This window comes from Curvibacter cyanobacteriorum (genome assembly GCF_028649475.1).
Lineage (GTDB): Bacteria > Pseudomonadota > Gammaproteobacteria > Burkholderiales > Burkholderiaceae_C > Curvibacter > Curvibacter cyanobacteriorum.
Window position 1 is genome coordinate 132,199 of record NZ_JAQSIP010000009.1, and the last position, 20,256, is coordinate 152,454.

The 20,256-nt window shown below is 67.8% G+C and carries 18 protein-coding genes; 9 read left to right on the forward strand and 9 right to left on the reverse strand.

What is annotated here, in order from left to right:
• The first annotated feature begins 153 nt into the window (after window positions 1-153).
• Window positions 154-1,413 (forward strand): NAD(P)/FAD-dependent oxidoreductase, encoded by a 1,260-nt coding sequence (locus PSQ40_RS17515; RefSeq protein WP_273953178.1) that lies wholly within the window; start codon window positions 154-156, stop codon window positions 1,411-1,413.
• A gap of 199 nt (window positions 1,414-1,612) precedes the next feature.
• Here PSQ40_RS17515 and PSQ40_RS17520 read toward each other — a convergent pair whose 3' ends face one another.
• The 3 genes from PSQ40_RS17520 to PSQ40_RS17530 all read right to left on the reverse strand — a co-directional run bounded on the left by PSQ40_RS17520 (window position 1,613) and on the right by PSQ40_RS17530 (window position 5,648).
• Window positions 1,613-3,157, reverse strand: coding sequence for an argininosuccinate lyase (locus tag PSQ40_RS17520; protein WP_273953179.1), 1,545 nt, complete (start codon window positions 3,155-3,157; stop codon window positions 1,613-1,615).
• 66 nt (window positions 3,158-3,223) lie between these two features.
• On the reverse strand, window positions 3,224-3,703 hold the full coding sequence (locus PSQ40_RS17525) for a hypothetical protein (RefSeq protein ID WP_273953180.1): 480 nt from the start codon (window positions 3,701-3,703) through the stop codon (window positions 3,224-3,226).
• A 25-nt stretch (window positions 3,704-3,728) separates the two neighbouring features.
• The gene (locus PSQ40_RS17530; RefSeq protein ID WP_273953181.1) at window positions 3,729-5,648 is read right to left on the reverse strand and encodes a C1 family peptidase; all 1,920 of its coding nucleotides are present in this window, start codon (window positions 5,646-5,648) and stop codon (window positions 3,729-3,731) included.
• Between the two features lie 140 nt (window positions 5,649-5,788).
• Here PSQ40_RS17530 and PSQ40_RS17535 point away from each other — a divergent pair, with 140 nt between their 5' ends.
• Window positions 5,789-6,340, forward strand: a complete 552-nt coding sequence (locus tag PSQ40_RS17535; RefSeq protein WP_273953182.1) for a MarR family winged helix-turn-helix transcriptional regulator — start codon at window positions 5,789-5,791, stop codon at window positions 6,338-6,340.
• Between the two features lie 52 nt (window positions 6,341-6,392).
• On the opposite strand, the gene PSQ40_RS17540 is transcribed toward PSQ40_RS17535, so the two are convergent.
• Entirely contained in the window at window positions 6,393-7,757 is a 1,365-nt protein-coding gene (locus tag PSQ40_RS17540) for a chloride channel protein (RefSeq protein ID WP_273953183.1), read from the reverse strand.
• Between the two features lie 123 nt (window positions 7,758-7,880).
• On the opposite strand from PSQ40_RS17540, the gene PSQ40_RS17545 reads away from it, so the two are divergent.
• Complete coding sequence (locus PSQ40_RS17545) at window positions 7,881-8,642, forward strand: 4-hydroxy-tetrahydrodipicolinate reductase (RefSeq protein WP_273953184.1); 762 nt, start codon at window positions 7,881-7,883, stop codon at window positions 8,640-8,642.
• 30 nt (window positions 8,643-8,672) lie between these two features.
• Here the strand turns inward: PSQ40_RS17545 and PSQ40_RS17550 are convergent, their stop codons facing one another.
• Complete coding sequence (locus PSQ40_RS17550) at window positions 8,673-9,476, reverse strand: exodeoxyribonuclease III (protein WP_273953185.1); 804 nt, start codon at window positions 9,474-9,476, stop codon at window positions 8,673-8,675.
• 10 nt (window positions 9,477-9,486) lie between these two features.
• Here PSQ40_RS17550 and pyrE point away from each other — a divergent pair, with 10 nt between their 5' ends.
• Complete coding sequence (gene pyrE, locus PSQ40_RS17555) at window positions 9,487-10,197, forward strand: orotate phosphoribosyltransferase (protein ID WP_273953186.1); 711 nt, start codon at window positions 9,487-9,489, stop codon at window positions 10,195-10,197.
• 2 nt (window positions 10,198-10,199) lie between these two features.
• Window positions 10,200-10,832 carry a DUF4124 domain-containing protein gene (locus tag PSQ40_RS17560; RefSeq protein ID WP_273953187.1) on the forward strand — a complete coding sequence of 211 codons (633 nt, stop codon included), beginning with the start codon at window positions 10,200-10,202 and terminating at the stop codon, window positions 10,830-10,832.
• A gap of 220 nt (window positions 10,833-11,052) precedes the next feature.
• On the opposite strand, the gene gatB is transcribed toward PSQ40_RS17560, so the two are convergent.
• Genes gatB through gatC form a run of 3 tightly spaced genes read right to left on the reverse strand, consistent with a single transcriptional unit; the run spans window position 11,053 to window position 14,318 of the window.
• Window positions 11,053-12,501 (reverse strand): Asp-tRNA(Asn)/Glu-tRNA(Gln) amidotransferase subunit GatB, encoded by a 1,449-nt coding sequence (gene gatB, locus PSQ40_RS17565; protein WP_273953188.1) that lies wholly within the window; start codon window positions 12,499-12,501, stop codon window positions 11,053-11,055.
• A gap of 2 nt (window positions 12,502-12,503) precedes the next feature.
• Window positions 12,504-14,006, reverse strand: a complete 1,503-nt coding sequence (gene gatA / locus PSQ40_RS17570) for an Asp-tRNA(Asn)/Glu-tRNA(Gln) amidotransferase subunit GatA (RefSeq protein ID WP_273953189.1) — start codon at window positions 14,004-14,006, stop codon at window positions 12,504-12,506.
• Window positions 14,007-14,018: 12 nt separating this feature from the next.
• Window positions 14,019-14,318: an Asp-tRNA(Asn)/Glu-tRNA(Gln) amidotransferase subunit GatC gene (gatC, locus tag PSQ40_RS17575; RefSeq protein WP_273953190.1), complete on the reverse strand. Its 300-nt coding sequence runs from the start codon at window positions 14,316-14,318 to the stop codon at window positions 14,019-14,021.
• Between the two features lie 225 nt (window positions 14,319-14,543).
• Here gatC and PSQ40_RS17580 point away from each other — a divergent pair, with 225 nt between their 5' ends.
• The 4 genes from PSQ40_RS17580 to mrdA all read left to right on the forward strand — a co-directional run bounded on the left by PSQ40_RS17580 (window position 14,544) and on the right by mrdA (window position 19,083).
• Window positions 14,544-15,587 carry a rod shape-determining protein gene (locus PSQ40_RS17580; protein ID WP_273925337.1) on the forward strand — a complete coding sequence of 348 codons (1,044 nt, stop codon included), beginning with the start codon at window positions 14,544-14,546 and terminating at the stop codon, window positions 15,585-15,587.
• Between the two features lie 81 nt (window positions 15,588-15,668).
• Window positions 15,669-16,586: a rod shape-determining protein MreC gene (mreC, locus tag PSQ40_RS17585; protein WP_273953191.1), complete on the forward strand. Its 918-nt coding sequence runs from the start codon at window positions 15,669-15,671 to the stop codon at window positions 16,584-16,586.
• The gene (gene mreD, locus PSQ40_RS17590) at window positions 16,583-17,104 is read left to right on the forward strand and encodes a rod shape-determining protein MreD (RefSeq protein ID WP_273953192.1); all 522 of its coding nucleotides are present in this window, start codon (window positions 16,583-16,585) and stop codon (window positions 17,102-17,104) included. Before mreC ends, mreD begins: the two co-directional genes overlap by 4 nt.
• Window positions 17,101-19,083, forward strand: coding sequence for a penicillin-binding protein 2 (gene mrdA / locus PSQ40_RS17595; protein ID WP_273953193.1), 1,983 nt, complete (start codon window positions 17,101-17,103; stop codon window positions 19,081-19,083). The genes mreD and mrdA overlap by 4 nt, the downstream gene beginning before the upstream one ends.
• 73 nt (window positions 19,084-19,156) lie before the next feature.
• Here mrdA and PSQ40_RS17600 read toward each other — a convergent pair whose 3' ends face one another.
• Window positions 19,157-19,915, reverse strand: coding sequence for a sulfite exporter TauE/SafE family protein (locus PSQ40_RS17600; RefSeq protein ID WP_273953194.1), 759 nt, complete (start codon window positions 19,913-19,915; stop codon window positions 19,157-19,159).
• Window positions 19,916-20,256: the final 341 nt, after the last annotated feature.

Here is a 20,256-nt window from a genome sequence, read left to right on the forward strand (position 1 = left end):
AAGGGGGCGGGCTCCGCGTCCCCTGGCGCGCGCTGGCATACTGCGGGCGATCTTCACGCCGGCCCACTGCTGAAGAGGGCTTCTGGCCGCCGGCGGGCTGGGTTGGACAGCGGCCCCCGAGGGCCCTCGACAGGACACGGACAGGATTTTTCAATGAGCAACACGGTCGCCGTTCTGGGCGCAGGCATGGTGGGCGTGTCTTGCGCGCTGGAGCTGCAAAGGCGCGGTTTTCAAGTCACGCTGGTCGAACGCCGCGCGCCCGGTCAGGAGACCTCCTACGGCAACGCCGGCGTGATCGCGCGCAGTTCGCTGATCCCGTTCAACCACCCCGGGCTGTGGGCCAACCTGCCGGGGCTGCTGCGCAACCAGTCGCCGCAGTTTCGCTACAGCCCGTCGTTTCTGCTGCGCCACCTGGGTTGGGCCACGGCCTTTTTGGCGCGCGCCCGACCGGGCCCGTTCGAGGAGACCGCGCGCGCCCTGGACGGCCTGATTCGCCTGTCCATGGCCGAGCACCTGCGCCTGCTGACCAAGGTGGGCGAGCGGCACCGCCTGCGCGACAACGGCTGGCTGTTCCTGTACCGCAGCCAGGCGGCTTACGAGGCCGGGGCCGCGGGGCGCGCGGTGTTTGAGCGCTACGGCGTGCGCACCCAGACCCTGGACGCGGCCGACCTGCAGGCCTTGGAGCCCGGCTTCACGCCCGGGCTGTTTCCGCGCACGCTGTGGGTGCAGGACACGTCTTCGGTCGACAGCCCGGGGGCGGTGACCGAGGCCTATGCCCGCTGGTTCGTGGCGCAGGGCGGTCGCCTGCTGAGCCAGCCCGTGCAGGCCTTGGCGCGCCGGGCCGAAGGGACGGGCTGGCAACTCAGCCTGGGCGATGGTGGTCAACTCCAGTCCGATCGCGTGGTGGTGGCCTTGGGCCCGTGGAGCGCGGGCTTTTTGCAGGCCCAGTTGGGCGTGCGGGTGCCGATGGCCTACGAGCGGGGCTACCACCGCCACTTTCAGCCCCAGGACGGCGCCACGCTGGGCCGGCCGGTGTACGACACGGGGGGCGCCTACGTGCTGTCGCCGATGGCGCAGGGCCTGCGCCTGACCTCGGGCGTCGAGCTGACCGATCTGGACGCGCCGCGCCAGCCGCTGCAGCTGGCCCTGGCCGAGGATGCGGCCCGCCAGGCTTTCCCCTTGGGCGCGCGTCTGGAGGCCGAACCCTGGATGGGCAGCCGCCCGACACTGCCCGACAGCCGCCCCATGATTGGCGAGGCGCCCGGGCAGCCGGGGCTGTGGCTGGCCTTTGGCCACCAGCACATCGGCTTCAGCACCGGCCCGGGCACGGCCGCCTTGCTGGGCGCGCTGATGGCGGGCGAGACCCCGGCCATCGACGCGGCGCCGTTCCGGCCCGGGCGCTTTTGGCGCTGAGGGGGCCCGTCGGGCGCGGTGAGGGGGCGGTCGTTGGCGGGGCGCCGCCTGACGTCGCCAGCCTGGCGCGTTGACCCAGCGCCTTGAGTTGGCCCGTGGACCCGACGCGTTAACCCGACACGTTGATCCGACACGTTGATCCGACGCCTGGACCTGGCGGGGCGGGGCCGCCCCCGCGGGCCGCCACGGCCGGCGGTCTTCAGGGTTTGGGGGGCTGGGCCGGGCGGGCGCTGTCGGCCAGGCGATCAAAGTCCTGGTCGAGCCGGGCCAGTGCACGCTGCACATGCTCACGGCGGGCGCGCACCCAGGCCTCGTGGTCGGCCACACTCTGCCGGGCGCGGGCCAGCATGCGCGTCATCTCGGCCGGTTGCGGGCCCCCTGCGGTGGCGCGGTTGTTCACGATGGCCACCGGGTCCAGCGTGGCACGGAATTCGGCTTCGCTCAGGGGCAGCTGGGCCGGGTGCTCGCTGCCGTGCACGGTTTCGGCGTAAATGCGCTGCGCTTCGCGGTACGGAAAGTCGAGGGGTCGGATGGCTTTCGCGCGGGCGTACGCCACCACCTCGGAGGCAAAGTGGTGCCCCACCCGGAACGGCAGCTGGAAGCGCCGCATCAGCACGTCAGCCAGCTCTTGCGAGGCGGTCCAGTCGCTGTTGAGCTCGTCCAGCGCGCGCTCGCGGTTGACGCGCAGGGCCTGCAGGATCTGCTGCCAGCGCTTGAGCACCGCGCCGGTGTCGCGCAGCAAGGCGGTGTTGGGCTTGACCTCTTTGGCGTCGCTCATGCCCGGCGGGATGTTGTGCGCCTGCAGCACCACGCCATGCGCCTGGGCCAGCACGCTGCTGGCGTCGCGCCGGGTGGCGTTGAGCAGGCCCGGATTGCGCTTTTGCGGCATGGCGCTGGACACGTAGGTGTTGGCTCCGCCTTCTTCCAGCAGGATCCAGGGCCGGGCCTGGGCGTACTGGGTCATCACGTCCTCGATGAACTGGCCGGTGTGCAGGGCCAGGCTGGTGGCCACGGCAGCCGCCTCCACGGGCTCGTCCACCGACGAGATCTGGCCCGCGTCGTAGGCGTTCTCCACCAGCGCTGCAAAGCCCAGGTAGTCGGCCATGCGCGCGCGGTCCAGGGGCCAGCTGCTGCCGTTCAAGACCGTGCTGCCCATGGGTGAGCGGTCGATGCGGGCATAGGCCTCGCGCAGGCGCTGGGCATCGCGCTCCAGGCCCGCGGCGTGGCCCAGCAGGTTGTGGCCGTAGCTGTTGGGTTGGGCGGCCACACCGTTGGTGTAGTTGGGCACGATGGTGGCGCGGTGCTGGTCGGCCAGGTCGATCAGGGTGCGGCGGGTGGCGTTGAGCTGATCTGCCAGGCGCAGCATCTCGTCACGCAGGATGGCGGCGCGGAAGGTGGCGTGCATGTCCTGGCTGGAGCGCCCGGCGTGCAGCCAGGTGATCTCGGGCCCTGCGGCCTGGATCAGCAAGGGCTCGAAGGTGATCACGCTGGCCGGGCGTTTGGCGCCGGGCTGCTGGGCGTCGCGCAGCACCTGGCGCAGGCCGGCCGTGACCAGCGGGGTCAGGCGGCGGTCCAGCAGACCTTGTTCGGTGTTGATGACCGCGGTGGCCTTGTTGATCTCGCCAAGCCAGAAGAACTCGTCACGTGGGCCGTCGGCGCGGGCCGCGCCCAGGGGCAGGGCCAAGGCCAGGGCCCAGGTCAGGGTCCGCAGGGCGCGGGGGCGGGTGGGCAGCAGGGGTTTCATGGGATGGGGGCGGGGCTGGGGCCTGCTGCCCCAGGCGTTGCAGCCTGCGGGCGAGGCGGTGGGCGGTCAGTAGATTTTGGTGAAGCGCACGTTGGTGGCGGTGCGCGCGGGCAGCAGGCCGCAGCTGATCCCCTGGGTCTGACCCGAGGAGGTACTGCTCAGGCTGTTGAGCGTTAGCTGCACGCCGGTGCTGTCGAAGTTGGCGCTGACGTTGGCTTGGCAGGCCCCGTAGAGCAGCTGCCCGCTCAGGCTGCCAAGCGAGCCCGACAGGGTGCCCTGGTACAGGTCCCAGATGTCCTGTCGCGCGGGCGTGTACATGCCCGCGGCCGTGGACTGGACGGCGCCCACCGGACCGATGGTGTTGAAACTGGCCACGATCAGCGTGTTGCCGCTCTGGTGCACGGCCAGGTAGTTGTTGCTCTCAAGGCTGCTCTGGTAGATGCCGTCGTAGCTGCCCAGGGCCCAGCTGGCCGGGGTGCCCAGGGCCGCAAGGGCCAGCAGGGCGGTCGGGATCAGGCGCTGGGGGCGGAAGAAGGTCGGGGTCATGGCGGGCTCCTGTCGGCCGGGGGGCTCACATGATTTTGTTGTAGACGGTGTTGGTCCGGATCGCCGAGCTGCCGCAGTTCACCCCCTGGGACAGGCCCGAGGTGGTGGCGCTCAGGCCCGACAGGTTCAGTTGCACCGTGGTGCTGGTGAAGACCGCGCTGACGCTGGCCTGGCAGGCGCCAAACAGCAGCTGGCCCGACAGCGTGGCCTGGTTGCCGGACAGGGTGCCCTGGTACAGGTCCCAGATGTCCTGGCGCGCCGGTTGGTAGCTGCCCAGCACCGTGCTTTGGCGGGCCCCCACGGCGCCGATGGTGTTGAAGTTGGCGATGATCACGCCGTTGCCGTTCTGGTGCACCGACAGGTAGCTGTTGCTGTCCGCCGTGCTTTGGTAGATGCCGGCGTAGCTGGCGGCCTCCGTGGCGCTGCCCGCCTGGGTGTAGGCGCGCAGGGTCAGGTTGGTGTTGGCATACCCGTTCAACGTGCTCAGGTCGGTCCAGCTGCTGCCGCTGAAGCTGACAAAGCTCTGCCCGCTGCTGGCGGTGGCGCGGCTCGAATACCCCGCGTACGGCTTCTCGATGCCCAAGGGGTAAAACGAGCTGCTGTTGGTGATGCGCGCCACCACTGCAAATTGGCTGCCCGCCTTCACCTGCACGGGGCTGTTCAGTGTCACGGTGTACAGCCCCGAATACGGGAACGAGCCCGTGGTGCGGGCGCTGGTCTGCAGGGTGCCCGAGACCGGGTTGCTGCCCGAACTCAGGTCGGTGTAGAGGTCGATCTGGTAGCTGCCGTTCACATCGGGCAGGTACAGGCCGACCGCGCTGATGGTTTCGGTGGCCTGGGCGGTGAAGACGTTGGCGCCATAGGCCGAGGTGGAGCCGTTGTAGCCCATGGCCGTGATGCTGCCCAGCGGGTCGTGCAGGTAGGCCCGGCCGTAGTTGTTGACGCTTTGTGCCGGGCTGAACACGGTGGCGTTGCTCAGGCGGGCGTCGTAGTAGGAGATGTAGAAGTAGCCGCCATTGCCCCAGTTGCTGCCGTACTGGTTCTTCATCAGAAAGGCCCCATTGCCGGGCGGGCGGGTGCTGAACTGGCTGGCCGGGTAGTTGTCGTCCCAGCCAATCAGCGTGACCGCGTGGTTGGCACTGGCCGGGTTGGCCGCGGTGTAGTAGTACGAGGCGGTGCTGGCGTTCCAGTAGGCCGGGCTGCTGCTGATGTACATGGCCACGGCGGCCGCGCCGTACTGCTGCAGGGCGTACTTCCAGTTGGTGTTGTCGGTGGGGCTGGCGCGTTCGGGCAGGTACATCACCTGCTGCACGTGCTGGCGCGGCGACAGGCCCGCCACCGAGGTGGCCGCGGTGGCGGTGTAGGGGTCATCGGACTCGAACACGGGGCCGGCGGCAAAGCCTTCGGTGTTGCCCCAGCGTGTCAGGTAGGCCGCCGTGATCTGCATGTTGCCGCCGGCACAGACCGGAAAGTCAAAGCCGTGGCGAACGTTGATGTGGTTCTCGGAGTAGTCGTAGCTGCCGGCCTGGGTGGCCAGCATGGTGGACTCCAGCGAGCCCGTGGTGGCAAAGGCGTAGCAGTCACCGCAGGCGCCTTGGTCACGCACCGGCGACACCCAGCCCAGGCTGCGCAGGTCAAAGCTGCTGGGGAAGGTGGCCTTGAGCACGCTGCCGTCGGCGCCGGCGGCCTTGGTCTGCAGCAGCTGTTGCACCTGCTGCGGGATCTGGCCCCGCATGTGGCTCTGGTCCATTGGTGACGGCACCCAGCCGGTGCCCCGGCCCGCGGGGTCGTCACTGGGCGTGGCGGCTTGTTTCAGCGCTTGCCTCGAGGGGTGGTCCAGCCAGTCGGCATTGAGGGGGGCCAGGGTCTGGGCCCGAGCCCCGCCAGCCAGAGCGCCGAGCACGGTCAGGCCCGCCCCGACCCAACGCACGGTGTTGTGTTTCATTTTGTACGCCTCCGATCGCCCGACATGTTAACGGCCCGCAGTCGCTGCGGCGCTGCGGCGTGCAGCCCACGCGGTCGGGGAGGGCGGCCCCTGCGCCGGTGCCCCTGGGCGAGTGGTTGGGGGTCTCTATCATCGGGGGCATGCCCCGCTCTGCTGCCGCTTCCCAACTGCCCCGTGCGCCCCGTGCGCCCTCACCGCCGCCGTCGTCCGCGCCCGTCCCTGCCGGGGCCTCGCCCGAAGCGGCCGCGCGCGTGCTGCGCCGCTTCCGCGTGGTCTTCAACGCGGTCAAGGCACATTTTCAGCAGGTCGAGAAGCAAGCCGGCATTGGGGGGGCTCAGCTGTGGGCGCTGAGCGTGATCCAGGCCCAGCCCGACCTGGGCGTCGGTGCCCTGGCCCAGGCCATGGATGTGCATCAGACGACCGCCAGCAACCTGGTCAAGGCCTTGAGCACACTGGGCCTGGTGGGCACGCACCGCGACGGGCCGGACCGCCGGGCCGTGCGGCTGCGCCTCACCCCGGCCGGTGAGGCGGTGCTGCAAAAGGCCCCGGGGCCTTTTGCCGGCGTGTTGCCCGAGGCCCTGGCCGCGCTGGACCCCGCCACCCTGGCGCGGCTGGACCAGGACCTGGGCACCTTGATGGCCCAGTTGCAGGCCGACGACGCGGCGGGCTCGATCCCGTTGGCCCACCTGTGAGCCACTGGCTCGGCGGGCGCCCAGGCCCCGCGCGCGCCTGAGGCCGCCGCGTTCAGGCCCGTTCGCGTTGGGCTGGCGCCGGGCTGGGGTCCGGGGCCGGTGCGCCGCCCGGCAGGCGTTGCAATTGCAGCTCGGCCAGGCTGGCGTAGAGCGGGCTGGAGATCCAGCGTGAGACGGCGCTGGCCACCAGCGCGCTGGCCATCAGGCTCAGCACCAGGCTGTGGCCGTCCACCATTTCCATGACGATGATGAACGAGGTCAGGGGCGCCTGGGTCACGGCGGCCAGAAAGCCCGCCATGCCCAGCGCGATCAGGGCCGGCGCATCGGCCTGCCCGGTCCAGGCCGCCACATCGGCGCCCAGTGATGCGCCAATCGCCAGCGAAGGCGCAAAGATGCCCCCCGGCACACCTGACCATGCGGTGATCCAGGTGGCCAGCCATTTGAGCGCCGAGTAGCCTGGCAGCGCATCGGCGTGGCCGTCCAGCAGGCCCCGGGTGTGGGCATAGCCACTGCCAAAGGTGCTGCCCTGGCTGGCCAGGCCGATCAGCGCCACGGCCAGGCCACAGCCGGCCGCAAAGCGCAGCGGGTAGCGGCGGCGCCACTGGCTGAAGCGGTCGGCCGAGGTCCCGGCCAGCGAGGCCGTCAGCACGCGGGCGAACAGGCCGCCCGCCACCCCGGCGATGCCGGCCACCAGCAGCGCCGGGCCCAGCAGCGACCACGACAGGGCCTGCACCCGGATGACCCCGAAATGCGTGGCATTGCCAAACACCGACACCCCCATCAGGCCGGCCACCACGATGGCCGCCATGATCAGGCCGTTGTTGCGCTGCTCGGGGCGCCGGGACAACTCTTCGATCGCGAACATGATGCCGCCCAGGGGCGTGTTGAAGGCCGCCGCGATGCCGGCCGAGCCACCCGCGATCAGCAGACCCTGGTCGGACACGCTGTGCTGCGTTGGCAAAAAGCGCCGCGCGGCGTGCATCACCCCGGCCCCGATCTGCACCGAAGGCCCCTCGCGCCCCAGCGACAGACCGCTCAGCAGGCCGGTGGCGGTCAACACCATCTTGGCCAGGGTGAGCCGGATGGACACGAACAGGCCACGCGAGGCGGGCGGCGACTGCGGGTGCAAGGCCGCCATCACCTGCGGGATGCCCGAACCCGCTGCACCCGGCGCAAAGCGCCTTGTGGCCCACACCACCGCCAGCGTGAGCAGCGGCGTCCACAGCAAGGGCAGGTAGGTGAAGGCCGCCTGGCCGCGGTGGAACAGCATCAGCGCCTGCTCGCTGAGCCAGGTCAGCGTGACCACGGTCAGGCCTGACAGGGCGCCGAAGGCGACCACCACGGCGCGCGTTTGCCAGATCTGGCGGTTGCTGAGTTCGGCATGCCAGGTGGCGGCGAGGGACTTTGCAAGGCTCATGGGGGGCACTTTCCAAGGCCGCCAAAGGGTCTTGCGGCGTGGGTTGTCGGCGATTCTGGAAGGGGATGATACATTTGTACAAATATAATTGCCACAGGATCATCCACAAACAGGAGGAAAGCCATGAACACGTCACGCATCACCGTGGGCCTGTTGGGTTTCGGCAAAGCCGGTCGGGCGGTGGCCCAGGTGCTGGCCAGCGACCCGCAGCTGGAGCTGAAGTGGATTGCGCGCCGCCATGCCGCGCCCGACGCGCGTTGGGACGAGCAGCCCGCGGTCCGCTTCGTCGGTCTGCAGGACCAAGCCCTGGACCGCTGGCTGGACGCGCACCCGGTGCAGGTGTTGGTGGACTTCTCACGCGCCGAGACCCTGGCGCTGTACGTCGACGCGGTGCGTCAGCGCCAGACCATGCTGGTCACCGCGATCTCGGCTTACAGCGACGCGCAACGCGAGGTGTTGCGCGCGCTGGGGCAGGACTGCCGGGTCATGAGCTCGCCCAACATCACGCTGGGCATCAACTTCTTGCTGACCGCCGCCAAGCTGCTGCGCAGCATCGCGCCCCTGGCCGATGTGGAGATCGTGGAGCAGCACTTCCGCGACAAGCCCGAGGTGTCGGGCACGGCCCGCATCATTGCCGAGGGCCTGAACGTGGATGACGACAAGATCACCTCGCTGCGCCTGGGCGGCATCGTGGGCCACCATGAGGTGATTTTTGGCTTCCCGCACCAGACCGTGCGCCTGATCCACGATTCGATCCGGCGCGAGGCCTTCGGCACCGGCGCCGCCTTCGCGATCAAAGAACTGGCCCAGCAGCCGCCCGGCTTTTACGCCTTTGAGGACCTGCTGTCGAAACGGATTGCCAAAGGCTTGCTGGCCAGTGCCTGAGGGCCGGGCCCACAGGCCCGGGAGCGGGGCTCACAGGCTGAGGTCGTACTCGATGGTGATCGGCGCGTGGTCGCTGAACTTCTCGCCCTTGTAGATCGCCTCGCTGCGCGCGGTGGCGGCCAGCGCGGGGGTGGCCAGGTGGTAGTCCAGGCGCCAGCCCACGTTCTTGGCGTAGGCCTGGCCGCGGTTGCTCCACCAGGTGTAGCAAGCGTCGGTGGTGTCGGGTTGCAGGCGCCGGTACACGTCGACCAAGCCGCCGACCGCCGCGTTGTCGGACAGCAGCTGGGTCATCCAGGCGCGTTCTTCGGGCAGGAAGCCGCTGTTCTTGAGGTTGCCCTTCCAGTTCTTCAGATCGGCCTCTTTGTGCGCGATGTTGATGTCGCCGCAGAGGATGAAGTCGCGCTGCGATTTGAGGGCCATCAGGTGCGGGTGCATCAGCGCCAGGAAGCGGAACTTGGCCTGCTGCCGGTCTTCGCCCGACGAGCCACTGGGGAAGTAGCTGCTGATGATGGAGCGCTTCTGGCTCGGGGTGTCAAAGCGCAGCTCGACGTAGCGGCCCTCGGCGTCGAACTCGGAGGCGCCCAACCCGATCACCACGTCGCTGGGCTCGTGGCGGGTGTAGATGCCCACGCCCGAGTAGCCTTTTTTCTCGGCAAACTGGAAGTGCCCGGTCAAGCCGGCCAGGGTTTCGAAGCGGCCCGCCATGTCGGGCGCCTGGGCCTTGATTTCCTGCACACAAATACAATCCGGCTGTGTGGCCGCAATCCAGGCTTCGACGCCCTTGGTGGCGGCAGAGCGGATGCCGTTGAGGTTGAGGCTGGTTAACTTGAACAAGGATTTCCCCATGGTGGTTGAGAGCGCGCAAGGGTCTGGAGCAGCAGCCGGACAAGACACGCTGGCACAGGAATTTGTGCGGTTTTCGGTGGATTCGGGCGTCTTGCGCTTTGGCGAATTCAAGACCAAGGCGGGTCGACTGAGCCCCTATTTTTTCAATGCCGGTCTGTTTGACGACGGCGCCAAGCTGGGCAAACTGGCCGAATTCTATGCAAAACGCCTGCTGGCGAGCGGCATCGAGTTCGACATGATTTTTGGCCCCGCCTACAAGGGCATCCCGCTCGCGGCCGCGGTGGCGATCGAGCTGGCCCGCCTGGGGCGCAACGTGCCTTTTGCCTACAACCGCAAGGAAGCCAAGGATCATGGCGAGGGCGGCACCCTGGTCGGTGCGCTGTTGCAGGGCCGGGTGCTGATCGTGGACGATGTGATGTCTGCCGGCACCGCGGCCCGCGAGTCGATTGCCATCATCCGCGCCGCCGGGGCCACCCCGCACGCCGTGGCGTTGGCGCTGGACCGCCAAGAGAAGGCGACCGAAAACGGCCAAGACGTGAACCACAGCGCTGTGCAATATGTCCGCCAGCAGCTGGGTTTGCAGGTCTGTGCCATCGCCAAACTGGCAGACTTGCTACAGTATCTGAAAGCAAGGGGTGACGGCGCTTTGGCCGCCGATCACGCCCGGGTGCTGGCTTACCGCGAGCGCTATGGAGTCGATGAAGGATAAAAGTGACTAAATGGGGTGGGGCACGCGTTGGACTGGTTTGCTGGTTGGGCGTGGGCCTGCACGCCGGACTGGCCGCGCAGGGCATCTTCACCTGTGTCGACGCCTCGGGCCGGCGCATCACCTCGGACCGCCCCATCCCTGAATGCCTGGACCGTGAGCAGCGCGAGCTCAACCCCAGCGGCACGGTCAAGCGCAAGCTGGCCCCGGCCCCCACAGCGCAGGAGCGCGCCGCCGCCGAGGAACGCCAGCGCCTGCAGGACGAAGAGCAGGCCCGCCTGAACGAGGACCGGCGCCGAGAACGCGCGCTGGCCGCCCGCTACCCCAGCCAGGCGGCCCACGACGGCGAGCGCGTCGAGGCCCTCAAGCAAGTCGACGCGGTGGTGAAAATTGCCCAAAAGCGCATCGACGACCTGCGCGAGCAACGCAAGTCCATCCTGGCCGAGTTCGAGTTTTACCGCAAAGACCCGAGCAAGGCGCCGCCCGCGCTGCGCCAGAAACTGCAGGACAACCAGCAGGCCGAAGAGGCCCAGAACCGCTTCATTGCCGACCAGGCGCGCGAGAAAGACCGCATCAACCAGCGCTTTGACCAGGAGCTCAAGCGCTTGCAGCAGATCTGGGGCCCAGGCACCCGCTGAGGCCCTGCTGCTGACGCCCGCGGCTCGACAGCCAAGCCCCCAGCGGGTGGGCGGGCGTCCGGCTCGGCGTCACCGCTTCGTGGCGGCCCGCGCCGGGGGGGCTGCCCCAACGCCCTGGCGCCCCAACGCTCCAGCTCCACCCAGGCGAAAAAAAGCCGCCGCTGAGGGTCTGCAGCGGCGGCGGCTGGGCGGGGGTGCACGGCCGGCTTCGGGGTCGGCTTCAGGCCAGCTTTTGCTTCAGCAGTTCGTTGACCTGGCCCGGGTTGGCCTTGCCCTTGCTGGCCTTCATGATCTGGCCGACCAGGGCGTTGAAGGCTTTCTCCTTGCCGGCCTTGTACTGGGCCACGTTGTCGGCGTTGGCGGCGATCACCTCGTCGATGATTTTCTCCAGCGCGCCGCTGTCGTTCATCTGCTTGAGGCCCTTGGCTTCGATGACCGCGTCCACATCGCTGGCTTCGCCGGACCACAGCGCCTCAAACACCTGCTTGGCGGCGTTGTTGGAGATGGTGCCGTCGGCAATGCGTGTGATCAGGGCCGCCAGTTGGGCGGCGCTGACCGGGGCGGATTCGATGCTGACTTCGCCGCTGTTGAGGCGGCGCGACAGCTCGCCCATGACCCAGTTGCTGACCAGCTTGGCCTGGCCACAGGCCTTGGCCGCGGCTTCAAAGTAGGCCGCCATGGCCTTGCTTTGGGTCAGCGTGGTGGCGTCGTACTCGGGCAGGCCGTAGTCGGCCACAAAGCGCGCAGCCATGGTGCGCGGCAGTTCGGTCATCGCGGCCTTGACGCGCTGCACCCACTCGTCGGCAATCACCAGCGGCGGCAGGTCGGGGTCGGGGAAGTAGCGGTAATCGGCCGCGTCTTCCTTGGTGCGCATGGCGCGGGTCTCGCCGGTGTCGGGGTCGAACAGCACGGTGGCCTGCTGGATCGCGTGGCCGTCCTCGATCTGCTCGATCTGCCAGCGCACTTCGTAGTCGATGGCCTGCTGCATGAACTTGAAGCTGTTCAGGTTCTTGATCTCGCGGCGCGTGCCCAGCGGCTCGCCCGGGCGGCGCACCGACACGTTGGCGTCGCAGCGGAAGCTGCCTTCCTGCATGTTGCCGTCGCAGATGCCGATCCAGGTGACGATCTTGTGCAGCTCTTTGGCGTAGGCCACGGCTTCTTCGCTGGAGCGGATGTCGGGCTCGGTGACGATCTCCAGCAGCGGCGTGCCGGCGCGGTTCAGGTCGATGCCCGACTGGCCGATGAAGTCTTCGTGCAGCGACTTGCCGGCGTCTTCTTCGAGGTGGGCGCGCACCAGGCGCACGGTCTTCTTCTCGTCGCCGAGGAAGAACTCCACCTGGCCGCCGACGACCACCGGGATCTCGAACTGGCTGATCTGGTAGCCCTTGGGCAGGTCGGGGTAGAAGTAGTTCTTGCGCGCAAAGATGCTGCGCGGCGAGATGTGCGAACCGATCGCCAGGCCGAACTCGATGGCGCGTTCGACCGCGCCCTTGTTCATCACCGGCAGCGTGCCCGGCAGGGCCAGGTCCACGGCGCAGGCCTGGGTGTTGGGTTCGGCGCCGAACGCGGTGGGGGCGCGGCTGAAGATCTTGCTCTGGGTCGAGAGCTGGGCGTGGGTCTCGAAGCCGATCACGACTTCGTAGCCTTGCACGAGTTTGTTCTTGCTCATGGTCAGATGCCCTCCGGACGACGGAGGTGGAAGTCGGTGGCTTGCTGGAAGCGGTGGGCCGCGTTCAGCAGCTTGGCCTCGCTGAAGTAGTTGCCGATCAGCTGCAGGCCCACGGGCATCCCGCCGGCGCCAAAGCCGGCGGGCAGGCTCATGCCGGGCAGGCCGGCCAGCGAGCCGGGCAGGGTGAAGATGTCGGCCAGGTAGTTGGCCACCGGGTCGGCGGACTTCTCACCCAGCTTCCAGGCCACGGTCGGGGCCACCGGGCCGGCGATCACATCGCAGTGCTGGAAGGCTTGCTGGAAGTCGTCGGCGATCATGCGGCGGATCTTTTGCGCCTGCAGGTAGTAGGCGTCGTAATAGCCATGCGACAGCACGTAGGCGCCGATCATGATGCGGCGCTTGACCTCGTCGCCAAAGCCCTCGGCGCGGGTCTTCTTGTACATGTCGGTCAGGTCGCCGTAGTCCTTGGCGCGGTGGCCGAACTTGACGCCGTCAAAGCGGCTCAGGTTGGAGCTGGCCTCGGCCGGGGCAATGATGTAGTAGACCGGGATCGACAGCTCGGTGCGCGGCAGGGCGATGGGCACCAGCTTGGCGCCGAGCTTTTCGTATTCTTTCAGCGCGGCGTCGACGGCGGCGCGCACGTCGGGGGCCAGGCCGTCGCCAAAGAACTCGGCCGGGACGCCAATGCGCAGGCCGTCGATCGAGTCGTTCAGGCTGCGCGCAAAGTTCTCGGCGGGCAGGTCCAGCGAGGTCGAGTCACGGTCTGGGTCGGGGCCGCACATGGCCGACAGCAGCAGGGCGCAGTCTTCGGCGCTGCGCGCCATCGGGCCGGCCTGGTCCAGGCTGGAGGCGAAGGCGATCATGCCGTAGCGCGAGGCGCGGCCGTAGGTTGGCTTGATGCCGGTGATGCCGCAGAAGCTGGCGGGCTGGCGGATTGAGCCGCCGGTGTCGGTGCCGGTCACGGCCGGGGCCAGGCGGGCGGCCACGGCGGCGGCGCTGCCGCCCGAGGAGCCGCCGGGCACGCGGTCCAGGTCCCAGGGGTTGCGCACCGGCGCCGGTGAGTCAAAGCCCAGCGGCGCCACGGCCGAGTTCTCGTTGGCCGAGCCCATGGCGAATTCGTCGCAGTTGAGCTTGCCCAGGGTCACGGCGCCGGCTTGGGCCAATTGCGTCACCACGGTGGCGTCAAAAGGCGAGCGGTAGCCATCCAGCATCTTGGAACCGGCGGTGCTGGCAAAGTTTTTTGTAACAAAGATATCTTTGTGTGCGATCGGCACACCGTCCAAAGCCAGGGCTTCGCCGCGGCTGAGGCGTTCGTCGGCGGCACGCGCCTGGGCCAGGGTGGCCTCTTCATTGAGGGCCACAAAGGCGCCCAATTGGGGCGCGGCCTGGATGCGGCCCAGAAAATGGGTGGCGGCTTCAACGGCGGAGACCTGGCGTTCGCGCAGTTGGCGGGCCAGTTCGGCCACGCTCAGGTCGTGCAGTTCGGTGGAGGCGGGGGTCGTCATGCGGGGCGGTCCTTACTCGATCACCTTGGGCACCAGGAACAGGCCCCGCTCGACGGCAGGGGCGCTTTGCTGGTTGGCTTCGCGTTGGTTGGGCTCGCTGGCGATGTCGTCGCGCAGGCGCAGCGCCACGTCCTGGATGATGGCCACGGGGTGGGCCAGGGGCTCCAGACCGGTGGTGTCCACGGCGCGCATTTTCTCGACGATGTCAAAGAAGCCATTCAGCTGAGTGAGCATTCGCTCACTTTCGGCGGGCTGGAGTTCCAGCCGGGCCAGATTGGCGATCCGGCCGATGTCCTGAGGGGTGAGGGCCATAAATTTGGGCGCGGTAAAGCGCAGATAAAGCTGCCTTCCCGAAGGGCCGGGAAGAGTTATTCACAGGGGATCGGGTATTATCCCGTCTTTGTCGCGTTGCCCCCTCATGTGCGGGCAATTGAGTCAAAAAGGGCCAATTTTGACCCCGTAACAGACCCTGTAATAGACCCGGAATTTAAAGGCGACGGCGGGCCGAAGCGCAGGCCGTGCCTGAGAGGAATTTGAATGTTTGGAGCCTTCCGTCGGTACTTCTCCACCGACCTTGCCATCGATCTTGGCACCGCCAACACCCTGATTTTTGCCCGTGACAAGGGCATCGTCCTGGACGAACCGTCTGTGGTCGCGATCCGCCACGAAGGAGGTCCGCACGGCAAAAAAGTGATCCAGGCCGTGGGGCGTGAAGCCAAGGCCATGCTGGGCAAGGTGCCTGGCAACATCGAGGCCATCCGCCCGATGAAGGACGGCGTGATTGCCGACTTCGTGATCACCGAGCAGATGATCAAGCAGTTCATCAAGATGGTGCACCCGCGCACCCTGCTGAGCCCGAGCCCGCGCATCATCATCTGCGTGCCCTGCGGTTCGACCCAGGTTGAGCGTCGCGCCATCAAGGACGCCGCCGAGGCGGCGGGCGCCACCGCGGTCTACCTGATCGAAGAACCGATGGCCGCCGGCATTGGCGCCGGCCTGCCGGTGTCCGAGGCCAGCGGCTCGATGGTTGTCGACATCGGTGGTGGCACCACCGAAGTGGGCGTGATCTCGCTGGGCGGCATGGTCTACAAGGGCTCGGTCCGCGTGGGCGGCGACAAGTTTGACGAAGCCATCATCAACTACATCCGCCGCAACTACGGCATGCTGATCGGTGAGCCCACCGCTGAAGCCATCAAGAAGCAGATCGGTTCGGCCTTCCCGGGCTCCGAAGTGCGCGAGATGGAAGTCAAGGGCCGCAACCTCAGCGAAGGCGTGCCGCGCAGCTTCACCATCTCCAGCAACGAAGTGCTGGAGGCCCTGACCGATCCGCTCAACCAGATCGTCTCGGCGGTCAAGAACGCGCTGGAACAAACCCCGCCGGAACTGGGCGCTGACATCGCCGACCGCGGCATGATGCTGACCGGTGGCGGCGCGCTGCTGCGCGACCTGGACCGCCTGCTGGCCGAAGAAACCGGTCTGCCGGTGCTGGTCGCCGAAGACCCGCTGACCTGTGTGGTGCGTGGCTGTGGCATTGCGCTGGAGCGCATGGACCGCCAGGGCAGCATCTTCACCAGCGAGTAAGGGCGGCTTGATTCCGTGAGCCGGCTGGGCCTGACGTCAGCCGGCTTTTTTCAATTCTGGTGAACCTGGTTCAAGCTCCACATGCCTCTGGGAACCCTGGATCGCAACCCACCCCCGTTTTTCAGGCAGGGGCCGTCGGCCTTGTCCCGGCTGCTGTTTTTCAGCGCCTTGTCCCTGTTCCTGATGGTGGCCGATGTGCGCTTCCACATCACCCAGCCGCTGCGTGCCCTGGTCGACACGGCCCTGTACCCGCTGCAGTGGGTGGTGTTGCAACCGGTGCGGGCGGCGCGCGATGCGGGTGAGTACTTCGAGTCCCTGCACACCGCGCAACAGATCGAGCAGCAAGCCCGTCAGGCCCTGGCGCAGCAGTCGCAGCGCGCCAACCAGGTCGAGCAACTGCTGCTGGAGAACGCCCGCTTGCGGGCGCTGCTGTCGCTCAGTGAGCGTTTCAAGGCCGAAGGCCTGGCGGCCGAGGTCCTGTACGACGCCCCCGACCCCTACACCCGCCGCATCATCATTGACCGTGGCCAGTTGAAAGACGTGGCCCTGGGTTCGCCGGTGATCGACGAGGCGGGCGTGCTGGGTCAGGTGACCCGTGTCGAACCCCTGCTGTCCGAAGTCACGCTGGTGATCGACCGCGACTTCGCCATCCCCGTGCTCAACACCCGCACCGGCGCGCGCAGCGTGGCCTACGGCGACCCGCTGGCGGGGGGCGGTGGGCTGGAGCTGCGCTACATGCCCGCCAACGCGGACGTGCAAGAGGGCGACCTGCTGTCCACCAGCGGGGTGGACGGCGTCTACCCGCCGGGCCTGCCCGTGGCCCGGGTCGACAAGGTGGAGCGGCGGGCCGACTCGGCCTTTGCGCGCATCCACTGCGTGCCCTTGGGCATGGTGTCGGCCTCGCGCCACGTGATGGTGCTCAAGCCCCTGGGCGGGCAGGTGCCGCCGCGCCCCCAGCCTGAACCGGTGAGCGCTGGCCGCAAGGGAGGTCGCAAATGATTGGCAAAGCCAGCGGGCAGCAGCTGCTGCTGCCTGCCAACCCGCTGTTCATCTGGGGCTCGCTGTTGGTGGCCCTGATGTTCAACATGCTGCCCCTGGGGCGCATGCCCGGCATGCCCGATGTGCTGCTGGTGCTGTTGATGTTCTGGTCGGTGCACCAGCCGGCCCGTGTCGGCATTGGCGCCGCCTTTGTGTTCGGCCTGATCATGGACGTGCACCAGTCGGCCCTGCTCGGTCAACACGCCTTGGCCTACTGCGCCTTGTCCTTCTTGTTCTTGCTGATGCAGCGCCGCCTGCTGTGGTTCAGCGTGCCGTCGCAGACCCTGCAGGTGTTGCCCTTGTTTGTGGCCGCGCAGGTGATCGAGGTGCTGCTGCGGGTGGCCCTGGGGGGCATCTTCCCGGGTTTCTGGTTCCTGCTGGCCGCGGGGCTGGAGGTGGCGCTGTGGCCGCTGGTGTCCTGGGTCTTGCTGGCCCCGCAGCGGCGCCCGCCCGATCGGGATGAAAACCGGCCGCTATGACCGAACTGCGCAACATCGAGGCGGACCTGTGGCGTTTCCGCGGGCGGGTGGTGGCCGCGGGGGTGCTGGTGCTGCTGTGCTTTGTGCTGCTGGCCTCGCGCCTGGTTTACCTGCAGGTGGTGCGCCACGAGGACCTGGCCGAGCAGGCGGAGAACAACCGCACGGCGGTGGTGCCGATCGTGCCCAACCGCGGCCTGATCGTGGACCGCAACGGGGTGGTGCTGGCCACCAACTACTCGGCCTACACGCTGGAGATCACGCCGTCCAAGGCCGGCCCACTCGACGAGGTGATCGACGGCCTGGCCACCGTGGTCGACATCCAGCCGCGTGACCGCCGCCGCTTCAAAAAGCTGGTTGATGAGTCCAAAAGCTTCGAGTCGCTGCCCATCCGCACCCGCCTGTCCGACGAGGAAGTGGCGCGCTTTGCGGCCCAGCGTTTTCGCTTCCCGGGGGTCGAGATCAAGGCCCGCCTGTTCCGCAACTACCCCTTCGGGCCCTTGGCCAGCCATGTGATCGGCTACATCGGCCGCATCAACCAAAAAGAAAAAGAAGACATCCAGGGCTCCGAGGACGAAGCCAACTACCGTGGCACCGAGTACATCGGCAAGCTGGGGGTGGAGCAGAGCTTCGAGCGCCAGTTGCATGGCATCACCGGGGTCGAGCAGATGGAAACCTCGGCCGGTGGGCGCGCGGTGCGCCGCCTGGCCAGCCACCCGGCCACCCCGGGCAACACGGTGATGCTGTCGATCGACATCAAGTTGCAGAAGCTGGTCGAGGACCTGTTTGGTGACCGCCGCGGCGCCCTGGTGGCCCTGGACCCGAAGACCGGCGAGGTGCTGGCCTTTGTCAGCAAGCCCACCTTCGACCCCAACCTGTTTGTGGACGGCATCGACCAGGAGAACTGGCAGGCCCTCAACGAGTCGCCCGACAAGCCGCTGCTGAACCGGGCCTTGCGCGGCACCTACCCGCCGGGTTCGACCTACAAGCCCTTCATGGCGCTGGCCGCGCTGGAGACCGGGAAGCGCACGCCGCAGCAGTCGATCCAGGACCCGGGCTATTTCATGTTCGGCAACCACCGCTTCCGTGACGACAAGGAAGGCGGCCACGGCACGGTGGACATGTACAAGTCCATCGTCCAGTCCTGCGACACCTACTACTACATGTTGGCCAACGACATGGGCGTGGACCTGATCCACGACGAGTTGCAGAAGTTCGGCTTCGGGGCACTGACCGGCATCGACATCTTTGGCGAAGTGCGCGGCATCCTGCCGTCCACCGAATGGAAGCGCAACGCCTACAAGCGCCCTGAACAAAAGCGCTGGTACTCGGGCGAAACCATTTCGCTGGGCATCGGCCAGGGCTACAACAACTTCACCATGCTGCAACTGGCCCTGGCCACCGGTGTGCTGGCCAACAACGGCGTCAAGATGAAGCCGCACCTGGTGCGCCAGGTGGTGGACGTGGTGAGCCGCGAGTCGCGTGACACCCTGCACGAGATCAAGGCCGAGCAGATCGCCAAGGCCAGCAACATCGCCGTCATCAACCACGCCCTGGTCGGTGTGAACGTCGAGGGCACGGGCGCCGCCAGCTTCCGCGGCGCGGGTTATGTGGCCGCCGGCAAGACCGGCACGGCGCAGGTCGTGACCATCAAGCAAAACGAGAAATACGACGCCTCCAAGATGTCGGAGCGCAACCGCGACCATGCGCTCTACATGGCGTTTGCCCCCGCCGAGGCGCCGCAGATCGCACTCGCCATGGTGGTGGAAAACGCCGGTTGGGGGGGCGCTGCGGCCGCGCCGATCGCGCGTCGGGTGTTTGACTACTGGCTGATGCAGCAGTACCCCAGCGAGCAGGACATGGCCGCGGTGCAGGTGGGCCAGGCGCAGTTGCCGGTGGGCACACCGCGCAAGGTGTCCGAGGTGCCGGGCCTGCCCGATCTGGCCCAGGGCCAGTTGCCACCCCGGCCCAGCGGGCGCTGACGCGCCCGCCCGCGTGGCGCCCGCGCGCCGCAGCGCCATCGAGGGCGGGCTGCCGTGGCGCGTGGCGCAGGCCTCAGCGCAGGAAGGCGTCGTAGCTGGTCTTCAGGATCAGGGTCGAGACCACGGCAATGAACACCCAGCGCACGAAGCCCGCACCATGCTTGAGCGCCATGCGCGTGCCCAGCACGCTGCCCACCACATTGGCCACCGCCAGGGGCAGTGCAAAGTGCCACCAGACGTGGCCCTTGAGGGTGAACAAAATCAGGGCGGCGAGGTTGGTCGCGGTGTTCAGCAGCTTGGCCGAGGCCGAGGCGTTGAGGAAGTCATAGCCCAGCCAGCGCACCAGCAAGAAGACAAAAAAGCTGCCTGTGCCAGGCCCGAAGAAGCCGTCGTAAAAGCCAATGCCCAGGCCCACCGCACTGGCCGCCAGCACTTCGGCGCGCCCCTGGAAGCGCGGCTGGTGCAGCTGCCCCAGTTCTTTTTTGGCCAGCGTGTAGACCAGCACCCCGAGCAGCACCAGCGGCAGCAGTTGGCGCAGGAAGTTGGGCGAGATCACCGTCACCGCCCAGGCCCCCGAACCGGCCCCGATGAAACCCGCCGCCGCCGCAGGCAGCAAGGTGCCCCAGCGCAGGCTCACCCGGCGTTGGTATTGCCAGGTGGCCATGGCCGTGCCCCAGATGGAGGCGCTCTTGTTGACCCCGAACAGGGTGGCCGGGTGGGTGGTGGGGAAGGTGGCGAACAAGGCCGGTACCAGCACCAGGCCACCGCCACCGACGATCGAATCAATGAAGCCAGCCAGCAGCGAGGCGAAGGAAACCAGCAGAAAGTCCATCCCGGGATTGTCGCATCCGGCCGGGAGCCGTTGCCCCGAGGTGGTGCACGCACCGGGATGGCGGCCTCAAAAAGAAAAAAGGCGCCCAAATGGGCGCCTTTGTCAGGTAGCGGCAGCTTCTTTGAGCACCGTCCATAAATCATTCTGATTCTGAGTGATTTGTCTCCTCGATCCCCCGCCCTGCCGGGCAGCTGAGGCCCGTTGCGAGTGCATGAAATGTAACGCGGGGGATCATTTCGGTGCATAGGGAGTTTCCCTCCCCCTCAAGTCGCCCCTGGCGCTGCGTCAGCCGCCCTGGCATGAGTCCTGCACCAGTGGGGCATGACTGATGCTGATGGAGA

What these genes read in the sequence shown, in the direction of transcription:
- mreC (WP_273953191.1), top strand. Translation starts at nt 15,669, where the DNA reads ATGCCTCTGGGAACCCTGGATCGCAACCCACCCCCGTTTTTCAGGCAG.
- mrdA (WP_273953193.1), top strand. Translation starts at nt 17,101, where the DNA reads ATGACCGAACTGCGCAACATCGAGGCGGACCTGTGGCGTTTCCGCGGG.
- PSQ40_RS17545 (WP_273953184.1), top strand. Translation starts at nt 7,881, where the DNA reads ATGAACACGTCACGCATCACCGTGGGCCTGTTGGGTTTCGGCAAAGCC.
- PSQ40_RS17515 (WP_273953178.1), top strand. Translation starts at nt 154, where the DNA reads ATGAGCAACACGGTCGCCGTTCTGGGCGCAGGCATGGTGGGCGTGTCT.
- PSQ40_RS17520 (WP_273953179.1), bottom strand. Translation starts at nt 3,157, where the DNA reads ATGAAACCCCTGCTGCCCACCCGCCCCCGCGCCCTGCGGACCCTGACC.
- gatB (WP_273953188.1), bottom strand. Translation starts at nt 12,501, where the DNA reads ATGAGCAAGAACAAACTCGTGCAAGGCTACGAAGTCGTGATCGGCTTC.
- PSQ40_RS17525 (WP_273953180.1), bottom strand. Translation starts at nt 3,703, where the DNA reads ATGACCCCGACCTTCTTCCGCCCCCAGCGCCTGATCCCGACCGCCCTG.
- PSQ40_RS17580 (WP_273925337.1), top strand. Translation starts at nt 14,544, where the DNA reads ATGTTTGGAGCCTTCCGTCGGTACTTCTCCACCGACCTTGCCATCGAT.
- gatA (WP_273953189.1), bottom strand. Translation starts at nt 14,006, where the DNA reads ATGACGACCCCCGCCTCCACCGAACTGCACGACCTGAGCGTGGCCGAA.
- PSQ40_RS17600 (WP_273953194.1), bottom strand. Translation starts at nt 19,915, where the DNA reads ATGGACTTTCTGCTGGTTTCCTTCGCCTCGCTGCTGGCTGGCTTCATT.
- PSQ40_RS17530 (WP_273953181.1), bottom strand. Translation starts at nt 5,648, where the DNA reads ATGAAACACAACACCGTGCGTTGGGTCGGGGCGGGCCTGACCGTGCTC.
- gatC (WP_273953190.1), bottom strand. Translation starts at nt 14,318, where the DNA reads ATGGCCCTCACCCCTCAGGACATCGGCCGGATCGCCAATCTGGCCCGG.
- pyrE (WP_273953186.1), top strand. Translation starts at nt 9,487, where the DNA reads ATGGTGGTTGAGAGCGCGCAAGGGTCTGGAGCAGCAGCCGGACAAGAC.
- PSQ40_RS17540 (WP_273953183.1), bottom strand. Translation starts at nt 7,757, where the DNA reads ATGAGCCTTGCAAAGTCCCTCGCCGCCACCTGGCATGCCGAACTCAGC.
- PSQ40_RS17535 (WP_273953182.1), top strand. Translation starts at nt 5,789, where the DNA reads ATGCCCCGCTCTGCTGCCGCTTCCCAACTGCCCCGTGCGCCCCGTGCG.
- mreD (WP_273953192.1), top strand. Translation starts at nt 16,583, where the DNA reads ATGATTGGCAAAGCCAGCGGGCAGCAGCTGCTGCTGCCTGCCAACCCG.